This window comes from uncultured Phascolarctobacterium sp. (assembly GCF_958349595.1).
Lineage (GTDB): Bacteria > Bacillota > Negativicutes > Acidaminococcales > Acidaminococcaceae > Phascolarctobacterium.
In genome coordinates this window covers 175,528-193,068 of record NZ_CATWDQ010000001.1, presented here as the reverse complement: position 1 = coordinate 193,068, position 17,541 = coordinate 175,528, and the positions used below count along the sequence as shown (strand labels likewise).

Below are 17,541 nucleotides of genomic sequence, written 5' to 3'. Positions count from 1 at the left end.
CATTCATCTTAGCTGCTTTTTTAGTATTTATAAGAATATTTAATTTTAGCTATTTCTCCCCTACCATTTTGGCTGCTGACATAATTGCAATACGTCCATGCTCAAAAGTAAGTCCTCCCTGGAAATAGACATTATAAGGTTCACGACAAGGGCCGTCCGCACTTAATTCAATTGATGCACCCTGGACAAAAGTACCTGCTGCCATGATTATCTCATCCTGATAGCCGGGAATCATGGCAGGTACTGGCGCCACATGTGCGTCAACTGGAGAGTTGCTTTGAATGGCCACACAAAAATTACATAAACGTTCTTTAGTTTCCAAGCAAATTGCCTGTATGATATCACTTCTTCTGTCACCTGCAGCGGGAGTAACCTGATAACCTAAACGGTCAAAAACTGCTGCGGCAAAAATTGCTGTTTTAACAGCTTGTAACACGACATGAGGAGCCAGGAACAGTCCCTGATAGAACTCTCTTGCTGTATCGCCAAGGGTAGCGCCCATTTCTCCACCTAAACCAGGTGCAGTTAATCGATAGGAAGCAAGTTCTACTAAATCTCTTCTGCCAACAATATAGCCGCCTGTAGGAGCAAGACCACCACCAAGATTTTTGATGAGAGAGCCTGCCATAAGATCAGCTCCAACTTCTGTTGGTTCTTCCTTTTCAATAAATTCGCCATAACAATTATCAACAAAACAAATGATCTCAGGATTTACTGTTTTAACAGCTTTGCAGATCGTCCCGATTTCTTCTACGGTTAATGTTTTACGTACACTGCTGTAACCGCATGACCGTTGGATATGCACCAATTTTGTTTTAGCTGTAATTGAGGACTTTATTTTCTCAAGATCGACCTGCGAGCCTGTCATTGGAATTTCTTTATAGATTACTCCCAGATCAGCAAGCGAGCCTGGCGTTTTTACAGGTACACCGATAATAGTCTGCATCGTATCATATGGAGCCCCCGTAGCAGCTATTATCTCATCGCCTGCTTTTAAAACTCCCAGTAAGGCAACAGCTAAAGCGTGGGTTCCGGAAACAAATTGTGATCGCACTAACGCCGCCTCAGTTTTAAAAATATCAGCGTATATTTCATCCAGTTTTTCTCGACCAACATCAGAATAAGCATATCCTGTAGTGGGTTTTAGATAAAAGTCTGATACCATATGCTTTCTAAAAGCCTGCATAACTTTTTCGGTATTATATAAAGCTGCTTCTTCATAGCGTTTAGCAGCTTGCAATACCTCTAATAAAGCTGCTTCTTCTATTTTCTTAAAATCAGTCATTTTTATGCCGCCCTTATATTATAAATTTTTCAAAATCAGTTAATTGTTCAGATGCCAGACGTACTTTTAACAAAGTCCCGCTGTCTTTGTATTCCTGTTCTAAAACAGTGCCTATAGTATGTAATTTAGCTGCTTTATCGGATTCGGTGTAAGGAATAAGTAAAGTCACTTCTATAGATTTTAGCTTTAGATTTTCTGAAATCAAAATTAAAAGTTCATCAATACCAGCACCACTTTTGGCTGATATGCAAACACTGTTTTCCTGCTGTGACAAGCGCTGTACCAACGCATTTTCAGGAGGCAACTTATCTATTTTATTAAAAACAGTCAGTATTGGTTTATCCTGTGCACCAATTTGTTCCAGGACCTTATAAACAGCATCACTTTGTTCCTGATATAATTCATGGCTGACATCAATGACATGCAGCAGTAAGTCTGCTTCCGCCACTTCTTCTAAAGTAGATCTGAATGCCGCTACTAATTGGTGCGGCAGGCGTTGAATAAAGCCGACCGTATCAGTGAGGATAGCTTCATGCTTATCAGGCAATATCAACTGACGTGTAGTAGGATCAAGCGTTGCAAATAATTGATCTTTAGCATAAATATCAGATTGTGTAAGGAGATTCAATAATGTAGATTTGCCGGCGTTAGTATAACCGACAAGGCTTATAGAGGGAACTTGATTTTTTGTTCTTTTTATACGGTGTAAGGTTCTGACAGCACGGACTTTTTCAATAGATTCTTTAATAAAAGCGATACGGTCACGAATACGCCGGCGGTCAACTTCCAATTTGGTTTCACCGGGACCGCGGGTACCAATACCACCGCCCAAACGTGACAAAATAAGCCCTTTACCCATGATTCTTGGTAAATTATATTGTAATTGCGCTAATTCTACCTGTAATTTACCTTCATTTGTACGAGCTCGTTGAGCAAAAATATCTAAGATCAACGCGGTTCTATCAAGAATCCGTACGCCCATTACCTGTTCTATGTTTCTTTGTTGTGCCGGTGTCAATTCATCATCAAAGATACACAGATCAATATTTTCCTGCTGTGCGTACAATGCCAGTTCCTGCACTTTACCTTTGCCGATAAAAAACGCCGGATCAGGTTTGGCGCGGCGTTGGATAAATCTGTTTACTACTACGGCTCCAGCAGTATCCGCAAGCTGTTTCAGCTCTTCAAGCGAGTCTTCAGCAGTCCAGCCGCCTTTTATTTGTCCCCGGTCCATACCGACTAAAATAGTTTTTTCTGCAGCAACTGCCAAACTCGAACTGCTGGTTTGCTTATCTAAAATGCGCTCTATCGTATTGATGATATTGAGAAAATTAATATTTTCGGCTTCTGCCAGTGAAAAGGGACCATATTCATCACAGATAAACTGCTCTTCTTTATCGAGCCCGACTATCATGGCAAAAGAAATTAGGGACTGCGTATAATCAGGTGCGGTAACACCTATTGTAACCATGGCATCGAATTTATTATTTTTTAAAGCTGAAAAATCAACGCCGCTCAGTGCCGGATTACCATTTGGATGTGTATGAACGCAGCGTATGCCGCTCAATCTGCCACTTCCCCTGCGGCCTTCTACTGCCGGTAACTCAACACTGTCATTACCGCCGATCACAATATTAGTTATTTGTCCGCTTCGAGAAATATAAAGAGAGATTTCTCTGTTAATAAATTCAGTAATATCGGCTAATTTTAAAGCTAATTCAGCAGAAATAAGCTGTCCTAACGGCACTTGTATATCATACAAAGTAATTAATTCATTTAAAACAGAGTCACGTATTCCTTTTTTATTACCTGAAATTTCACGCATGATTTACACCTCAAAGAGCAGACATGGCATTTATACCATATCTGCTCTTCCTTTACTTACTATTATTGACGAGCTTTCGCCGGTTCGACATTGACTTTATAACCCTTAATCGTGTTTTTGTGCATAGAACCTAATACTTTTTCAGCAAAGTCTGCCGGGATTTCTACAAAAGTAAATTTGTCGTAAATATTTATGAGACCAATCTCTTTGGCAGGAATATCCGATTCAATAGCAATAGTACGAACTATATCCTGAACAGTAACTTTTTGACTGCGGCCGATGTTCATGAAAAGACGTACCATGCCAGGACGACCACCAGTATTGCTTAAATCTTTAGATAAAACATCTTCTTCAGGAGCTTCTAAAGCTTTATTGCCTTCCTGCATCAGTTTTAAAGCAGCAGCAACAACATCTTCCGCTTCATATTCCTTTAACAGGCTTGCGGCAATAGGCATATAGTCATGATAGTTAGCCTGATCAAGCACGCTCTGCATTTTCGAAACGATCATTTCACGCTGACGTTCAACAACATTGGCTGTAGTCGGCAATTGACGGCGTGTTATTTTAGTTTTAGTAGTACGTTCAATAAGTTTCAGCTGACGGAATTCGCGCGGAGTAATAAAGGTCATCGCCACACCGGTATTGCCGGCACGGCCGGTACGTCCGATACGGTGAACATAGCTTTCCGGATCCTGTGGGATATCAAAATTGATAACATGGGTAATATTATCAATATCGATACCGCGGGCAGCAACGTCAGTTGCGATAAGTATATCAGCACTTCCGTCACGGAATTTTTTCATAACGCGGTCACGCTGAGTCTGGCTCAGATCACCATGCAGGCCCTCGGCCATATAACCGCGGCTGCCTAAAGCAATAGCAAGGTCATCAACACCCTTTTTAGTGCGGCAGAAAATAATCAGTTTACCGTCTATTTCTGCATCCAGCAAGCGGCACAAACCTTCAATCTTATCTTTTGTTTCAAAATAATACTGATCAATAAGAGGAACTGTAAGTTCTTCTTTGCTGATAGTAACATTTTTCGGAGCCTTCATATATTTTTTGGTAAGGCTCAAAATAGGTCTGGGCATTGTTGCTGAAAACAACAATGTTTGACGTTCTGCCGGAAGATTTTTCATGATTTCTTCCATATCGTCAACAAAGCCCATATCAAGCATTTCATCAGCTTCGTCAAGGACCAGGAATTTGATATGATCAAGTTTGATAGTATTGCGTTTGATATGATCTATTAAACGTCCCGGTGTACCAATAACGATGTGTACACCGCTGCGTAAAGCCCTGATTTGACGATCGATCGGCTGGCCGCCATATACCGGCAGTGCTTTGATTTTAGAACTGCGTCCGATCTTACCTACTTCTTCTGCGACCTGGATTGCCAGTTCGCGGGTCGGAGTCATAATTAAAGCCTGGATATGACGATGATCGGTGATACTTTGAACAACAGGAATACCAAAAGCAGCTGTTTTACCAGTACCGGTTTGAGCCTGACCGATAACATCGCTGCCTTCCAATACTAAAGGAATAGTTTGCTCCTGAATTGGTGAAGGTTCTTCAAACCCCATAGCTGTCAAAGCTGATACGATTTTTTTATCCAGCAGTAAGCTGCCGAACATTTCTTGTGAATTAGTTGTCATTGTTTAAATTTCCTCATTTCTTCCATCTTTTATTTTATCTATTACCATAGAAATAGCCGCTAACGCACTACGCAATTTATTTTCAGTTCTGGTTCCGCCGAAAAGATGTTTAACACAACGTACGTCATTGCCATCAGCTACAGCCATATAAACTAAGCCTACGGGTTTTTCTTCTGTAGCGCCCCCGGGACCTGCGATCCCAGTGATACCTACACCATAAGTAGTTCCAAAAAGGTCTTTTACTCCGGCAGCCATCTCGCAGGCAACCTGTTCACTGACAGCGCCGTATTTTTCCAGATTTTCAGCAGATACATTAACAAGCTTCTGTTTGGCCATATTGCTGTAAGTCACGACGCTGCCTAAGAGATATTCGCTGCTTCCGGGAATATCAGTGATCATACTGCTGGCTAAGCCTCCGGTACACGATTCTGCAAAGGCAATCGTACTGCCGCTGTTTAAAAGCTCCTGGCCAAGATATTCTGCTAAAGAAGCATCATCAACACCGTAAATAAATTTACTCAAGCGTTCATAAATCTGTGCTTCTGTACCGGAAATCATTGCTTTGGCTGCTTCAATATCCGCTGCTTTGGCTGTGATACGAACAATAATCTCTCCACGACGCGCATAAATAGCAATAGTAGGATTGCTCTGAGAAGTAATGATATCATCCAGCTGAGCTGCTACAGATGATTCTCCAATACCACGCATTTTTAAAATCCGCGAATAAATTACTCCCTGTTGAGAGTAGCGCCGCATAAGCAAAGGCAAAAATCTCTGTTCACAAATATAAGTCAATTCTGACGGCGGTCCAGGCAATAGAACAATCAGCTTTCCATCATGTTCCAGGGCCAACCCAGGCGCAGTACCAACTTCGTTAGTTAAAATTTCTGCTCCCAACGGGACCATAGCCTGTTTATCATTATTAGACGACATGCACAAACCTTTTTTTACAAAAAAGCTGTTGATCCTGTCCCATGTATCTAAATCCAGATACATTTCCAACCCCAGCATATCGGCGATAACTTCTTTCGTTATATCGCCTCTTGTTGGGCCCAGGCCTCCAGTAGTAATAACAATATCCGCTCTTTCTAAAGCAATCTTTAAAACGCTTCTCAAGCGCTCTTCGTTATCACCAACAGTAGTCTGATAAAGTACATCATAGCCCAATTTATTTAGTTGCCGTGACAAATACTGAAAATTAGTATTAAGTATTTCTCCCAATAGCAATTCAGTACCTGTATTTACTACTTCAACTATCATTTGTTTTGCCCCCTTGCCGGCAAATTAAATTCGCTCTCCTACCATTTCATAGGTAAAACCCTGCAAAATTTTTACTTTGATAAATGCGCCCGCCTGAACTGCTCCCGCATTTTCAATAAAAATACTGCCGTCGATATCAGGTGCTTCTCTATAAGAACGCCCAAAAGCAAGCTCAGGGTTTTCTTCATCGCGGCCTTCTACAAGTACTTCCAGTATCTGCTCTTCCATTTCCTGATGCAGTTCTTCGGATATTTGCGCCTGCAAAGCCATCAATTCGTGAAAACGTTCTTCCTTGACTTGTTCAGCTACTTGTTCCGGCAATGTTGCTGCCACTGTCCCTTCTTCCTGGGAATAAGCAAAGACACCGGCATTATCAAAACGCTGCACTTTTACAAAAGCCTTCAGTTCTTGAAAATCGGCTTCTGTTTCTCCGGGAAAGCCCACAATAAATGTGGTTCTGATCGTGATACCTGGTATACGCTTCCGTAATTTGCTCAGTAAAGCTTCTACTTCAGCTTTAGTATCATAACGATTCATGCTGCCCAGCAGTCTGTCACTGGCATGCTGTAATGGAAGATCCACATATTTACATACTTTCTCCAAGCTGGCAAAAGCTTCGATCAAATCGTCAGTAAAATTATTAGGATAACAATACATGACTCTGATCCATTTTAAACCTTCCAGCTTGTTAAGTTCACTTAACAGCTCTGGCAGACGCAGCTTACCATAAAGATCTTCACCATATCTGGTGGTATCCTGAGCGACAACGATCAGTTCTTTAACGCCTTTAGCAACTAATGCTTTTGCTTCGCTGAGAAGCTGTTCAAAGGGTCGGCTTACATACGGTCCGCGCAGTTTTGGAATAATGCAGTAAGAACAGCAATTGTCGCAGCCTTCTGCGATTTTTAAATAAGCCATATAATCAGGAGTCGTTAAAATACGCGGAGCAGCAGTTGGCGCCATTTCCGGTTTCTTCCGGGATTTCAGCATGATGAAGCGTTCTCCCTGTATAACTCTCTGGATTACATAAGCAATATCCTCATAACATTCGGTACCGATAACGGCATCGGCTTCAGGGATATTATCTAAAAGTTCTTCGGCATAACGCTGTCCTAAACAGCCTGTAATAATTAGATATTTACAGCTGCCTGTATTTTTATATGCACCCATTTGCAGGATCGTATTGATCGATTCTTCTTTGGCCGATTCTATAAAACCGCAGGTATTGACGATAATTAAGTCTGCGTCTGCAGGATCGTTGGTAATAGTTATTTGCTGTTCATGAATCAGTCCCAGCATTCTTTCCGAATCGACAAGATTCTTGGGACAGCCAAGACTTACTAAGCCTAGTTTCACGTTTCTTCCTCCATCTATTTTGTTGCAAATCTTGCTGACTGCAGCCATTTATTTGTTAAAGCTTCCTGCTGAGTCAGAGTATCATAAGCCGTATTGAGCCATAATTTCTCAGGCTGCTCTATATGATTTCTATTTAACCCATTGGCTAACAAAAATATATAGCCTGTATTTTGTTCTAAAGCAACTTTCTGCGGCAGTGCAGATACTAAAAGCCAATCTCTGAACAGCTGGGCGGACTCGTATTTTTTGGAAGCAGCGTCTACAGCAACTCCATACAAGCTGACAGGAGTCCCCTCGCTTGGTAAAACAATATAAGCAGGAAAATCATTTTCCAAATATTTAAATACATAGCTGCGGCGAGTAATCGCCAAATCAGCATCACCAACAGTAGTCAAACGGATAGGTGTGAAAGGAAAGCGGGAATATTGAGGAATCTGTCTGTTAAGCCCCCTGAAATATGCCAGCGTTTTTTCTTCACCTCGCCTGCTTGCAAATGCGGCTAAAAAATTTCTGGTACTTGCTGAATCTGAAAGATTTTCCATTGCAACACGCACGTTTTGAAGCTTAATGATATCCTGCCAGCTCAAGATATTTTCCTGACCATATTTTCTGGCATAATTTTGATTGACTAAAAAAACTATCGGATCATAAAAAACGCCAAACCACTGGCTTTGCTCATCTTTAAAAGCTGACGGCAATAAGTCGCCGGCTTCGCTTAAAATGGCATATAAACGCTGTTGTTTACTTAAAAGCTGCAGTTCATTATGCTCTAAAAGATAAAGATCCGGTAATTTACCCTGTTCTCTTTCTTCCGGCAATAATAATTTTATAACTGTGTCCCGGTCGTGTTCCTTATTATATTCACTGATTAAAGCCTGTAAAAAACTGTTATCCAAGTTGGAATATAATAACAATTCAGTTTTTCCATGTACCGCCATAGTTGTTTCATTTTTATCAGTATCCAAAACAAACCAGGCTATACCTACGAATAGCAGGACAATGATTAACAGTATCTTTTTCTGAGGCATCTTCAACCTCCTGTCTTACCGCCGTTTATTCATTTTAGGATTTGCCGTATTTTTACTATGACGTGCTTTAGGATTATACGAAGCTGCTATTTTTAACAGGCAGCCTGCATTATCACCAATAAGGTCGCCGCGATTGGTTTTCTGTAAAGCTTCTTTCACCAATTGACGGTTTTTAGGGTTCCTGTATTGCATCAGGGCACGCTGCATAGCCTTGTCATGAGGGTTTCTGGCAACAAAGACTTTTTTCCCGGTCTCAGGATTGATACCGGAATAATACATCGCGGTTGAAGCACTTCCAGGAGTTGGGATAAAATCCTGTACCTGTTCAGGCTGATGCCCTATATCACGCAGGAACTCGCTTAACTCTACCGCATCACGCAGAGTACAGCCGGGATGACTGGAAATAAAGTAAGGCACTAAAAACTGTTTTAAACCAATCTCTTTATTTTTTTTATTAAAGGCACGCATGAATTTAAGATAAACTTCTTTGCCAGGCTTGCCCATATTAGCTAAAGCATGTTCGGCCACATGTTCAGGAGCAACTTTTAACTGTCCGCTGACATGATAACGACATAATTCATCTAAGAAACGATCGTTTTTATCTGCCAGCAAATAATCATAGCGGATACCGGAACGAACAAATACTTTCTTTATTCCCGGAAGCGCACGGACTTTTTGCAGTAATTCTATATAATCACTGTGGTCAGCATCAAGATTAGGACAAGGCTTGGGAAACAGGCATTGCCTGTCACGGCAAACCCCAACTTCCAATTGCTTGGCACATGAAGGATGTCTGAAATTGGCTGTTGGACCGCCAACATCATGGATGTAGCCTTTAAAATTTGGTAATGCAGTTATTTTTTTCGCTTCGCGAAGGATAGATTCATGGCTGCGTGTTTGAATGATTCTTCCCTGATGAGAATGAATAGCGCAGAAAGAACAACTGCCAAAGCAGCCACGACAGCTGATTATACTGAACTGCACTTCTTCTATGGCAGGTACACCGCCATATTTTTCATAGGCAGGATGATAGGTGCGCATATAGTCCAGATCATACACAGCATCCATTTCTTCCTGTGACAGCGGAAATGGCACTTGATTTTGAACAACAAATTTCTGACCATTTTTCTGCACAACAGTTTTTCCTGAAAATGGGTCCAGTTCTTTACTTTGCAAACGGTATGCATCAGCGAAAGCTTCCCTGTTTTTTAAAATATTTTCCAGCGAAGGCAATTCAACGAATTCATCCAAACCTTCCAGGTTATCTGTTAAATAAGCTGTGCCGCGTACATAATGAATATCTTCAACAGCAGCTCCGCCAGCTAAATAGTCGGCAATTTCTACGATCTGCTTTTCGCCCATGCCGTATATCAAAAGATCAGCCCTGCTGTCAACTAAAATTGAAGGCAGTAACTTATTTTCCCAATAATCAAAATGCGCAAATCTGCGCAGGCTGGCTTCAATCCCGCCGATAATAACCGGTATTTCCGGCCATAAGCGTTTTATTTGCTGTGAGTAAACAACAGTGGCATGATCGGGACGCTTACCCATCTCACCACCAGGGGTATAAGAATCTTTTTTTCTTGGTTTTTTAGCTGCTGTATAATGACAAAGCATCGAATCAAGATTACCGCCTGAAATAAGCACGGCTAAACGTGGTTTACCCAATGCTTCAAAATTCTTCAGTTCGCGCCAATCTGGTTGGCAGAGCAATGCAACTTTATAACCTTGTGCTTCCAGTACACGACAAATAACGGCCGGTCCAAAGGAAGGATGATCAACATAGGCGTCGCCGCTGATAAACAAAAAATCTATTTGTTCCCAACCGCGGGCATTGATATCTTCCTGTGAAATCGGCAAAAATTCTTTCATCAGGATTTCTGTCCTCCGATATTATTTCTTATATTCCTTAACGACAACACCATCAACTTTTTCTGTGGGAACAGGTTTTCCATTGACAGCAATCTGCATTGCTTTGATATTGCCATATTTTACAATAATTTTTTTGTTAGCTGAGAAGTTCTTATCCTGATTGCTGATCAAAGTTCCTTCAAAAACTTTTTCGCCGTCCGCAACAACCTCTACCCAGCATCTGTCATTACAGAACATATAAAGATTTACATTTTTCTGATTCGCGGCAGCTTGTTTCTGCTGCGCCTGCTTATCAGCAGCAGCTTCTTTTTTTGTTTTAGCAGCCGCGGCCTGTTCGGCACGTTCTTTCGCTTTTTTCGCGTCTGCTTCTATTTTTGCTTTTTCCTGATCAGTTATTTCACTGGGTTTAGAAGTCTCGTGACCCAGCGCTGATTGTTTTGGCGTTACAACATTTTCCGGTTTATCACTACCATTAAGCAGAAAAACATAACCAGCAGCTGCAACTATAACTAACAAAAGGAACGACAGCAAATAAGTAAATATACCTGGAGAACTTTTTTGTGGTTTTAAATGAGGAGTAACACTTATTTTAGAAGTTGTACGGATTTCAGCAGGTTTCACTTCTTCCGGATCAACTCCCGCACAGGCGGCTTTATAAATGGTAACTAATTCAGGTCCATTTAATCCCAGATAATTACCATAGGTACGTATAATGCCTTTAGTAAAAACATCTCCGGGAATTTTTGCATAATCACCTGCTTCAATAGCCGCTAAATAGATTTTTCGGATACTGGTAGCTTCTTCTACCTGCTCTAAAGAAAGTCCCTTTTCAAGTCTGGCATTTTTTAGAATTTCTCCTATATTATCCATAAGCTTACCCTCCTCCATCTCATTTATTGTGCTGTAAAAAAGCGTTCTTCTATTTCATGACGCGACATAATCAGTTCGCGGGGCTTACTGCCAACAGACTGGCCTATAATACCAAGTTCTTCCATACAGTCTACCAACCTGGCAGCACGCGTATAACCGATCCTGAACTTACGCTGCAGCATCGATGAAGAGGCCTGGCCGGTATCCATTACCAAACGGACCGCATCTTCGAAAAGCTCGTCACTCATCAGGTCATTGCCGTTTTCAGCCATTCCATTAGAGCTTTTGCTGTCACTTTCAAGTGCCTGCTGAGTAACTTCTTCAGAATATTCGACTGGAATGGATTGCTTCTTTATGAAATCAACTATCTTATTTAATTCACTGTCACTGACAAAAGCACCCTGCACACGTACCGGTTTGTTTGTCCCGATAGGATAAAAAAGCATATCGCCTTTGCCTAAAAGCTTTTCGGCGCCGCCCATATCCAGAATAGTACGAGAGTCTGTCTGCGAAGAAACTGCAAAAGCAATTCGTGAAGGTATATTTGCTTTTACAATACCGGTAATGACGTCAACAGAAGGACGCTGCGTCGCTAAAATGAGATGAATACCAGCTGCCCGGGCTTTCTGGGCCAAACGCAGGATAGCATCTTCAACATCTACTTTTGCCACCATCATCAAATCAGCTAACTCATCGATAATAATGACTATAAAAGGCATTTTTTCTGCTGCCTGAGCATTATAACTGTTGATCTCGCGCACATGATTATCAGCAAAGGCCTTATAACGGCGCTCCATTTCGGCAACAGCCCAGTGTAAGGCCGAAGCTGCTTTTTTAGAATCAGTAACGACAGGCGTCAGCAAATGCGGAATACCGTTATAATTCGAAAGCTCAACAACCTTAGGGTCAACCAGGATCATTTTCACTTCTTCAGGCCGGGCTTTGTATAAAATACCGGCAATGATCGTATTGATACATACTGATTTACCTGAGCCTGTGGAGCCGGCAACCAGCATATGCGGCATTTTAGACAGATCCACAGTAATAATATTACCGCTAATATCTTTGCCAAGCCCTACACAAAGTTTTGACTCGGTTTGACGCACCAAATCACAGTCAACTACTTCTCTGAAAAATACCGGATCATTTTTTCTGTTGGGAACTTCTATACCAATAGCTGCTTTACCTGGTATCGGCGCTTCAATACGAACGCCTGATGCAGCAAGCTTTAAGGCTATATCGTCTGCCAAGTTCACCACCGAGCTGACTTTAACACCCGGAGCAGGCTCCAGTTCGAACCTGGTAACAGAAGGGCCGCGGGTAACGGCAACGACGCTGGCGCGAACACGGAAATCTTCAAGAGTCTGTTCTAAAATCGCGCATTGTTCGCGAATATCTTCTTCTGTATGCTTGTCTTTGGAAACATACGAAGGATTGAGCAGTTCCAGAGGCGGAAACAAGTAGGTACTTGGTTCTGCTGCCGGCGGAACTTCTGGCTGCAATTTTTCACTCACGGTTTTTTTGGGAACCGGAAGATCAGCAGCAATATTTTTATCAGCAGTATCAATAATTTTTATGTTGCCAGAAGCTTGATTTTTGCTGTGATCCTTGTAAGGATTAAGAAAATCCTGCTCAGGCATTGGTACTGCAGTTTCTTTCGGTTTATTAAAATCTATGATCGGCCGCGTAATAATATGCGGCTCGTTTTTTTCAATAACAGGGAATTCTTCTATAAAGGGCTGTTCATTTTCTAAAAATGCTTCTTCAGTACTGGCTGCATTTCTGCCAACAGCTTTACGAAGAATTTGTTTAAACTGACTTTCTTTTTTGATGCCGGAAGTAAAACCTGAAAATTCCTCGCTATTATAAGGATTGGCAGTATTTAAAACTTCCATATTCTTGAATTCAGAAGTTTCAGCAGTAGTTTCAATATCCTGATTCTGGTAGGTTACAATATTTTTAGCTTTACGTCCGGCTGTTTCTGCCGAAGCCTTCAACGATAATTTTCCTGTTAATAAAACGCTGCAGATAATACCAGCCAGTAAAATTATTAAGGCTCCCGCTGTTCCCGCCAGACGCCGCAAAGCTAAAAGAAAAACCCCGCCCAACAAGCCGCCGCCTTCTTTAAGGCGTTCGGGAATAAGCTCTTCCCCGGCTACAGGCACAAAAACATGATGAGCTGTGCCTAAAAGGCACAGCGTCAATAATGTCAGGGCTAATCCTTTTTTGGAAATACCCAGTCCTCGATGGGTAAAAGAAAATCTAATGCCAAGAGCTATACAGGCAAGCGGAAATAAAAATGCCCCTTTACCTAAAGTATAACTCATAATTTTATCGACAAAGGCACCTATTGTTCCTGTGGGAAGGCCCAAATAAGCTGCTGCCGCAAAACATCCTAAAGCAAGCAAAAGAACGCCGCTTATCTCCAAACGACTGTTATTCTGTTGTTCTGTACGTTCTGCTTTGGTTCTTCTCAAATTAGGCACCTCATTTACAACATTAAATCTCCATTATAATAGGTAAAATCATCGGTCTTCTGCGTGTTTTCTCATATAAGAAGCGACCCAGTGAATCACGGACAGCCGATTTGATGACCGACCATTCAGAGACATTGCTTTGCTCGCATTTATCCAATGCCTGCTGCACTTTTTCTTTAGCAGTTTCCATCAAACCTTCGGCTTCGCGTACATAGACAAAACCGCGGGAAACGATGTCAGGGCCGGAAACAACGGTACAGGTATTTTTATCGATAGTAACTACTACTATCATAATACCATCCTGCGAAAGCTGTCTGCGGTCACGCAGGACGATATTACCTACATCACCTACGCCAAGTCCGTCTACCAGTACTTTACCGGAAGGAACGCGGCCATTGATACCCACACTGTTGGCAGTCAATTCTATGATACAGCCATTTTCGCCAACGACGATATTTTCGCGTGGCATTCCCAGACTGCCTGCCAGCTGAGCATGTTTGATCAGGTGACGATATTCGCCGTGCACAGGAATAAAGAACTTCGGACGCACTAAATTATGCATCATCTTGATCTCTTCCTGACTGGCGTGTCCGGAAACATGTACGCCGTTACTTTTTTCATAAATAACATCGGCGCCCAGTTTATATAAGTGATCGATCGTTCTGGAGACCAGCTTTTCATTGCCGGGAATAGGTGTTGCGGAAATAATAACGGTGTCTCCGGGAACTATATCTACTTTTTTATGATCTGACATGGCCATTCTGGTCAGAGCCGACATCGGCTCGCCTTGGCTGCCTGTTGTAATGATCACGATTTTATCGGGAGTATAATTGCTTGTTTCATCAATATCGATCAGAACTCCTTCAGGTATTTTTAAATACCCCAATTCCATCGAAATATTGACGACATTGACCATACTGCGTCCAATAACAGCTACTTTACGTTTATAACGGATAGCGCTGTCTACGACCTGCTGGATACGGTGAACATTAGAAGAAAATGATGCTACGATAATGCGGTGTTTGGCATAACGGAATTCATCGTCAAAAGTTTGGCCGACGACCTTCTCGCTTTGTGTATAACCGGGTCTTTCTGCATTAGTGCTGTCTGCCAGCAGAGCCAGAACACCCTGATCGCCAAATTCGGCAAATTTATTGAATTCTGTTACCTGACCGTCAACCGGCGTTTGATCGAATTTAAAATCACCGGTATGGATTATCAGTCCGACAGGAGTATGGATCGCCAGGGCTACCGCGTCGGGAATACTGTGATTGACACGGATAAATTCTACCTTAAAGCAGCCGGCATGGATCTTATCGCCGGGTTTGATGACTTTGCAGGCATTCGAGCTGACGCCGTTTTCTTTTAAACGGCCCTGCAGGATACCCAGTGTCAAGGCAGTACCATAAACCGGAACATCTATTTGTTTCATTACATAAGGCAAAGCGCCGATATGATCTTCGTGACCATGCGTTAAGAATATGGCTTTGACTTTATCTTTATTTTCCAAAAGATAGGTAATGTCAGGAATGACAAGGTCAATACCAAGCATGTCATCTTCCGGGAACATTAAACCGGCATCGACAAGAATGATGTCGTCGCCATAGCGGAATACCGTCATGTTCTTACCAATTTCCCCTAATCCGCCCAAGGGAATAATATTTAGTTTACTTTGTGTTTTACTCAAAAAAAATACACCTCCAAAAAATTTTAAAATTATTTCCGTACAAGTATTTAGACCTCTAGTAATAAAATCTATTAACCGCACACCTACTCTACGGTATATTATACATTAAACCATGCAGAAAAACAAATGTTTAATCAATTATCAGTAAATTTTTATTGTAAATATTACGTGAACTGCACATAAAAAAACAAGCATACCTGAAAAGGTATGCTTGTTTGAAAGCTTTTACAGATCTTCACCGTGATTTTCGATAGGTCCTTTATTTTTATTCATACGCTGCCAGAAGAAAGCAGCTGCAAGAATAACTACGCCAATAGCATCGGTAACAGCACCAGGAATAATCATATTCAGGCCGCCGATAAAGAACAGCAGTCTTTGCAGAGCATTCAGCTTGGACTGACAGAAACCAATCATAGCGATTGACACACCCCACATACCAATAATTGCCGTTGTGCAGGCAAAAGTAATCGTAAACGGAGTTGCATCAATCATCAGCAGTTCAGGTGATAACACGAAAATATACGGAACGATAAAGGCCGCGATCGCCAGTTTGGCAGCAGCAACGCCGGTTTTCATTGGATCAGCACCAGAAATACCAGCTCCTGCGTAAGCTGCTAAAGCAACAGGAGGAGTTACGTCGGCAACGATACCAAAGTAAAACGCAAACATATGCCCTGCTAAAACAGGAACGCCCATCTGCACCAGAGCCGGTGCGGCAATCGTCGAGGTAATAACATAGTTGGCAGTCGTAGGCACGCCCATACCAAGAAGCAACGATGTGATCATGGTAAAGAACATAGCCGGCAATAAATTGCCGCCTGCCAGATCAAGCAGTGCTGTCGCCAGTTTAAGACCAACGCCGGTCTTGGTAACAACACCAATGATAACACCAGCCGTGGCACATGCTATCAAAACGCCAAGAACACCTTTAGAACCTTCGATCAAGCCCCTGACAACATCTTTGAAAGTGATCCTTGTTGATTTACGCAGACAGGAACAGATAAGAGTCAGAGCGATAGCCCATAAAGCCGCACGCATCGGCGTATAACCGGATACCAATAAGTACACGATGATCGCCAGCGGTAAAATCAAATGGCCTTTTTCCATAAACAATTTACCAAACTTTGGTAATTGATCACGCGGTGTTCCCTTTAAGCCGTATTTTTTAGCTTCATAGTGAACGCCAAGCCAAACACCGATGTAATATAACAATGCCGGAATAACGGCAGCTTTAACAACTTCGATATAAGGAACGCCAACAAATTCTGCCATTAAGAACGCGGCAGCACCCATAACCGGAGGCATCAGCTGTCCGCCGGTGGAAGCAGCTGCTTCTACTGCGCCTGCAAACGCAGGACGATAACCCAGTTTTTTCATCATAGGGATCGTAAAAGCGCCTGTACCCGCTACGTTAGCAACGGAACTGCCTGATACTGTACCCATTAGACCGGAGGATAATACGGCAACCTTGGCAGGTCCGCCTGCCGCCCAGCCTGCAACAGCATTAGCCAGGTCAATAAACAGCTTGCCAAGACCGGTAGCTTCCAAATAAGAACCAAAGAGGATAAATAAATAAATGAATGTCGAGGATACACCCAGCGGCGTACCAAAAATACCTTCAGTCGTAAAGAACAGATGGTCGAACATTTCCTGCATACCTACACCGCGATGTGCCAGGATACCCGGCATATACGGACCAGCAAAAGCATAGAACATGAAAAACAGCGCTACTGTCAGCATAGGCCAGCCAACAACACGGCGGGCTGCTTCAAACAGAAGTAATGTGCCAATAAAAGCAATACTGAAATCGAATTCAGTATTCATGCCTGCCCTTAAAACAAGTTCATTGTAGAAAACTACAATGTAAAGAGCACTGGACACGCTTAAAACGGCAAAAATAACATCTAAAGGATGCATAGCTTCCCGAGACCAGCTTTTTCTGCCCGGATATAAAAGGTAAATCAGTGAAAAACCAAATGCCAGATGAATCGCTCTTTGTAAGTGCGCATCAAGTACACCAAACGTTGCAGTATACAACTGAAAAACAGCGAAGGCAATACAGATAAAGGAGACCAGTTTGTCCCACAATCCTGTTAAATTACGTTTGTCAGATTCTTTGTCAAACTTCTGCATGACTTCTTCAGCAGACATGCCCGTTTTAGAATCCTTCTCGTTGAATTTGTCATCAGGTGATGCCATATTCTTTTTTTCTTCCATACGGCCCTC

11 protein-coding genes are annotated in these 17,541 nt (G+C 42.2%); all 11 read right to left on the bottom strand.

Going from position 1 to position 17,541, the window contains the following annotated elements:
- Nucleotides 1-49: 49 nt before the first annotated feature.
- Nucleotides 50-1,285 (bottom strand): methionine gamma-lyase family protein, encoded by a 1,236-nt coding sequence (locus Q4G98_RS00775; protein ID WP_177561764.1) that lies wholly within the window; start codon nucleotides 1,283-1,285, stop codon nucleotides 50-52.
- 13 nt (nucleotides 1,286-1,298) lie between these two features.
- Nucleotides 1,299-3,110, bottom strand: a complete 1,812-nt coding sequence (gene hflX / locus Q4G98_RS00770) for a GTPase HflX (RefSeq protein WP_298565737.1) — start codon at nucleotides 3,108-3,110, stop codon at nucleotides 1,299-1,301.
- Between the two features lie 62 nt (nucleotides 3,111-3,172).
- Entirely contained in the window at nucleotides 3,173-4,765 is a 1,593-nt protein-coding gene (locus Q4G98_RS00765; RefSeq protein ID WP_177561768.1) for a DEAD/DEAH box helicase, read from the bottom strand.
- Nucleotides 4,766-4,768: 3 nt separating this feature from the next.
- Nucleotides 4,769-6,025, bottom strand: a complete 1,257-nt coding sequence (locus Q4G98_RS00760) for a competence/damage-inducible protein A (RefSeq protein WP_177561770.1) — start codon at nucleotides 6,023-6,025, stop codon at nucleotides 4,769-4,771.
- Nucleotides 6,026-6,049: 24 nt separating this feature from the next.
- The gene (gene rimO, locus Q4G98_RS00755; protein ID WP_298565741.1) at nucleotides 6,050-7,381 is read right to left on the bottom strand and encodes a 30S ribosomal protein S12 methylthiotransferase RimO; all 1,332 of its coding nucleotides are present in this window, start codon (nucleotides 7,379-7,381) and stop codon (nucleotides 6,050-6,052) included.
- Nucleotides 7,382-7,395: 14 nt separating this feature from the next.
- On the bottom strand, nucleotides 7,396-8,409 hold the full coding sequence (locus tag Q4G98_RS00750) for an ABC transporter substrate-binding protein (RefSeq protein WP_298565743.1): 1,014 nt from the start codon (nucleotides 8,407-8,409) through the stop codon (nucleotides 7,396-7,398).
- A 15-nt stretch (nucleotides 8,410-8,424) separates the two neighbouring features.
- Nucleotides 8,425-10,281, bottom strand: a complete 1,857-nt coding sequence (locus tag Q4G98_RS00745) for a YgiQ family radical SAM protein (RefSeq protein ID WP_301961798.1) — start codon at nucleotides 10,279-10,281, stop codon at nucleotides 8,425-8,427.
- 21 nt (nucleotides 10,282-10,302) lie between these two features.
- Nucleotides 10,303-11,151, bottom strand: a complete 849-nt coding sequence (locus Q4G98_RS00740; RefSeq protein WP_298564578.1) for a helix-turn-helix domain-containing protein — start codon at nucleotides 11,149-11,151, stop codon at nucleotides 10,303-10,305.
- 23 nt (nucleotides 11,152-11,174) lie between these two features.
- Nucleotides 11,175-13,628: a DNA translocase FtsK gene (locus tag Q4G98_RS00735; RefSeq protein ID WP_298564580.1), complete on the bottom strand. Its 2,454-nt coding sequence runs from the start codon at nucleotides 13,626-13,628 to the stop codon at nucleotides 11,175-11,177.
- Nucleotides 13,629-13,650: 22 nt separating this feature from the next.
- Nucleotides 13,651-15,315, bottom strand: a complete 1,665-nt coding sequence (locus tag Q4G98_RS00730) for a ribonuclease J (RefSeq protein WP_177561782.1) — start codon at nucleotides 15,313-15,315, stop codon at nucleotides 13,651-13,653.
- 225 nt (nucleotides 15,316-15,540) lie between these two features.
- Nucleotides 15,541-17,514, bottom strand: a complete 1,974-nt coding sequence (locus Q4G98_RS00725) for a TRAP transporter fused permease subunit (RefSeq protein WP_177561818.1) — start codon at nucleotides 17,512-17,514, stop codon at nucleotides 15,541-15,543.
- Nucleotides 17,515-17,541 lie beyond the last annotated feature (27 nt).

Bases quoted from the DNA above. Each gene is read 5' to 3' on its own strand.
- Q4G98_RS00745 (WP_301961798.1), bottom strand. From the start codon at position 10,281: ATGAAAGAATTTTTGCCGATTTCACAGGAAGATATCAATGCCCGCGGT.
- Q4G98_RS00765 (WP_177561768.1), bottom strand. From the start codon at position 4,765: ATGACAACTAATTCACAAGAAATGTTCGGCAGCTTACTGCTGGATAAA.
- Q4G98_RS00750 (WP_298565743.1), bottom strand. From the start codon at position 8,409: ATGCCTCAGAAAAAGATACTGTTAATCATTGTCCTGCTATTCGTAGGT.
- Q4G98_RS00725 (WP_177561818.1), bottom strand. From the start codon at position 17,514: ATGGCATCACCTGATGACAAATTCAACGAGAAGGATTCTAAAACGGGC.
- Q4G98_RS00775 (WP_177561764.1), bottom strand. From the start codon at position 1,285: ATGACTGATTTTAAGAAAATAGAAGAAGCAGCTTTATTAGAGGTATTG.
- hflX (WP_298565737.1), bottom strand. From the start codon at position 3,110: ATGCGTGAAATTTCAGGTAATAAAAAAGGAATACGTGACTCTGTTTTA.
- Q4G98_RS00740 (WP_298564578.1), bottom strand. From the start codon at position 11,151: ATGGATAATATAGGAGAAATTCTAAAAAATGCCAGACTTGAAAAGGGA.
- Q4G98_RS00760 (WP_177561770.1), bottom strand. From the start codon at position 6,025: ATGATAGTTGAAGTAGTAAATACAGGTACTGAATTGCTATTGGGAGAA.